Source organism: Sellimonas catena, assembly GCF_027924685.1.
GTDB classification, from domain to species: domain Bacteria; phylum Bacillota; class Clostridia; order Lachnospirales; family Lachnospiraceae; genus Sellimonas; species Sellimonas catena.
In genome coordinates this window covers 1-3,757 of sequence record NZ_BSBO01000074.1, presented here as the reverse complement: position 1 = coordinate 3,757, position 3,757 = coordinate 1, and the positions used below count along the sequence as shown (strand labels likewise).

The following is a 3,757-nucleotide window of genomic DNA, read 5'->3' as shown; positions in this document are numbered from 1 at the left end:
AGTCAGTAAAAATTTTTTGTAAGATATTCATAAAACTATTATGAACGAAAATGTAACAAAAAGAAAGCCCCAACCCCCTCATGATTGAGGGGCAGGGGAGTTGAATAGGCGTAGCCTATTTTTTATTGGAAATTTGTGCCTGTCCGGCGGGGTTGAATGGATGACAGAGAAGGTATGAAAATTTACTCAGGCATGGTGGAATCTCTTGAAGTGTTAAAAGTGATAAAGTATAATAATTGCATGGATCCGTTTTAAAAACGGAAGAAAGGATGCAGAAATGAGAAATTACTGGGATTGGGAAAGATTCGGAGAAGACATCAGGAGAACTGTTCAGGATGCCGTAGATTCGATGGATTTCAGAAGTCTGAATCAGACGATTACCGATACGATTAACAGTGCGGCGGGAAGCTTCAGGAAAAATTCAGGGAGCGCCAGACAGAGTGCAGGCGGAGAGCAAAGCACAAAAAAAGACTGGGCAAAAGTAGACTTAAGCAAGCTGAAGCGGCCGGTACTGTACGCCGGAACCGGAGGTAAGAAAGCAGCCGGCATGGCACTTTCCATTACAGGACTTGGAATTGGAGCAGTGTTTTTGCTTGGGTTCATTTTCACCGGTCTGACTATGCTTTTGCTGGAGCAAAATGCAGGCCTTACGTTTGGGTTTGTTACGCTTCTGATATTTACAGTGATTTTTGGAGGAATCGGGGCGGCCGGGCTGAAGAAGCTTGGGCGTGTAAGGCGTTTTCAGAGTTATCTCTCTGAACTGCAGGGAAAAGAATACTGTAATGTAAGCGAACTGGCCAGACGGACAAGAAAAAAGGAGAAAACCGTTTTAAAAGATCTGGAATGGATGATCGAAAAGCGCTGGTTTTTACAGGGCCACCTGGATGATACAAATACATGCCTGATTACAAGCAACGATGCTTATGACGCGTATCGGGAGCTGATGCAAAAGCAGCAGGAAGCCCGAAAGAACGAAGAAGAAGAGAAAAAGAAAAAGGCATGGGAAGCGAAAACAAGGGAGGAGGAGCGTGCCAGAAAGAGGCAGCAGATGGATCCTCAGATCCGTACCGTAATCGAGACCGGGCAGAACTATATCCGGAAGCTGAAAGAGTGTAACGATGCGATACCGGGAGAAGTTGTATCCGAAAAGATTTCAAGGATGGAAGAGCTGACAAAGCGGATCTTTGAAAGAGTGGAGCAGGACCCGGATGCGGTGGATGACATTGAAAAGCTGATGGAATATTATCTCCCGACGGCGGTGAAACTGCTGGAAGCATATGAGGAGCTGGATCACCAGCCGGTACAGGGTGAAAATATTCTGAATTCTAAAAAAGAAATCGAAGATACACTTGATACGCTGAATATCGCATTTGAGAAGCTTCTGGATGACCTGTTTCAGGAAACAGCCTGGGATGTTTCATCAGATATTACTGTGCTGAAAATGATGCTGGCACAGGAAGGACTTACAGAAGACGATTTTAAAACAGGAGGGAAATCATGAGTCAGGATTTAAAAGATTTACAGACAGGTCCGGTATTGACCCTGGATCCGTTTCAGGATATGAAACAGGAGATCAAACCGGAGGAAAAAGAAGAGCCGGTTATGGATGAAAACGTATTGACAGACGAAGAGCGGAAAATGGCAGAGCAGTTTGCAAACCAGATCGATCTGACGAATTCGACCATGATTCTCCAGTATGGAGCCGGAACACAGAAAAAGATGGCCGATTTTTCGGAGACGGCGCTTGATAATGTGCGGACGAAAGATCTTGGCGAAGTGGGAGATCTTTTGAGCGGCGTTGTACAGGAGCTGAAAAATTTTGATGACGAGGAAGAAAAGGGATTTTTCGGCATTTTCAAAAAGCAGGCAAATAAACTGCAGAATCTGAAATCAAAATATGCAAGTGCAGAGACGAATGTCAATCAGATTTGCAAAGTACTGGAAGGGCATCAGGTTCAGCTTATGAAAGATATTGCCCTGCTGGACAAGATGTATGAATTAAATCTGACCTATTTTAAAGAATTGACCATGTATATCATGGCCGGAAAAAAGAAACTCAAAGACGTAAGGGAGAAAGATCTTGCAGAAATGAAACTGAAAGCGCAGAGAAGCGGTCTTGCTGAAGATGCGCAGTCGGCCAGAGATCTGGAATCCATGTGTCTGAGATTTGAGAAAAAGATTCACGATCTGGAGCTGACAAGGATGGTATCCATCCAGACTGCGCCGCAGATTCGTCTGGTGCAGAATAATGATACAATCATGGCAGAAAAAATCCAGTCCACGATTGTCAATACCATTCCGCTCTGGAAGAGTCAGATGGTACTTGCCCTTGGTGTTGCACATTCCAGACAGGCAGCAGAAGCACAGCGTGAAGTGACAGATATGACGAATGAGCTGTTAAGGAAAAATGCAGAGACTCTGAAGATGGCAACGGTAGAAACCGCAAAGGAATCCGAAAGAGGCATTGTAGATATGGAAACGCTCAAAGCGACCAATGAATCACTCATTTCTACTCTGGATGAAGTAATGCAGATTCAGGAAGACGGGCGTAGAAAGCGTCAGGAGGCAGAAGTAGAACTGCGAAAGATGGAGCAGGAATTAAAGGACAAGCTTCTTCAGATCAGATAATAAATAAAAAAGGCGTCCGTACGAATAAAAGTGCGGACGCTTTTTGTGTGAAAGCGAAAGACTGCTGACCGTATTACTCGGCTGTACAGACTTCGGTACGACTCTTTCTTTCGAAAATCATGCGGAAAATAAAGCGCACAAGCGGGCCGCAGAAGAAAATCTGCCAGAAAAAGGCCATCGGGAAATTGCAGACAAATGTCTGAAGCCATACCGGAATAAATTCAACACCGGGATGTTTAAAAATCACAGTGGCCCAGAAGCTCATGATCGGGCACATGAAAGCGACGGTGACGCTCGCTCTGGCAAGCGTGACGAAAATCGGTTTATCTTCGCCCGGGGTTACAAGACGGAACGCAATCTTTGGCGCAATCCGTTCGATAAAGAAGAAGCCCGTCACAAAGCAGATCGGATAAATAATGACCATCTCACGAAAGGCATAGAGAATACCGGCATTTGTCAGTCCGCGCATACGCAGGCCGGTATTATAGAGTTCCATTGCTGCAACCATGAAAAAGGTCATCAGCAGTCCATAGATTACTTCTTGAAATTTTGTTTTTGGCATAATCAGTCCTCCTTAATTCATTTCAATGAAAAAGGCGTTAATCCACTGAATGCACAATAGACTACGCCTGGAAGACTTATTTCTATTTTGGCTGATTAAAGCCCTTTCCTTGTTTAGGTAACTATAAGATTTATTTGTACGTCGATCCGTACGCTGATGATTATAGCAAATTTAGATTTAAAATTCAAACAGAAATTTTTCTCATAAAAACAGTAGAAAACATGTGATGAAATAAAAAAGAAAAAAAGATAAAAAAAGTTGTTGACATTTATAAGCCTGGATGATAATATATAACACGTTCCGCTGATAACTGTCAGCACAAAACATCTCAGAGTGACAATCCTGAGGACGGCTTTTCCGCATTGGCTTGACGGACCACCGCAGAAATTACTCGAAAAAAGATGAAAAAAGTGGTTGACAAAAAGGAACAGATGTGATAATCTAATATAGCTGTCGCGAGAGAGCGGCAACGAAAACAAAGAACTTTGATAACTGAACAATAGACAACGATCCCTGAAAATTCATGAGAATTATTCAGAACAAGGAACTTCAAGTTCCACAAACCAG

Annotated in this window: 3 protein-coding genes; 2 read left to right on the top strand and 1 reads right to left on the bottom strand. The window is 43.4% G+C overall.

The window, feature by feature from the left end; all coding sequences use genetic code 11:
- Positions 1-277: 277 nt before the first annotated feature.
- Together Selli1_RS17945 and Selli1_RS17940 are read left to right on the top strand one after the other, a co-directional pair.
- Entirely contained in the window at positions 278-1,501 is a 1,224-nt protein-coding gene (locus Selli1_RS17945; protein WP_087169707.1) for a 5-bromo-4-chloroindolyl phosphate hydrolysis family protein, read from the top strand.
- Positions 1,498-2,628, top strand: coding sequence for a toxic anion resistance protein (locus Selli1_RS17940; RefSeq protein WP_138373725.1), 1,131 nt, complete (start codon positions 1,498-1,500; stop codon positions 2,626-2,628). The genes Selli1_RS17945 and Selli1_RS17940 overlap by 4 nt, the downstream gene beginning before the upstream one ends.
- A 73-nt stretch (positions 2,629-2,701) precedes the next feature.
- Here Selli1_RS17940 and Selli1_RS17935 read toward each other — a convergent pair whose 3' ends face one another.
- Positions 2,702-3,190, bottom strand: coding sequence for a DUF2798 domain-containing protein (locus Selli1_RS17935; protein ID WP_087252748.1), 489 nt, complete (start codon positions 3,188-3,190; stop codon positions 2,702-2,704).
- Positions 3,191-3,757: the final 567 nt, after the last annotated feature.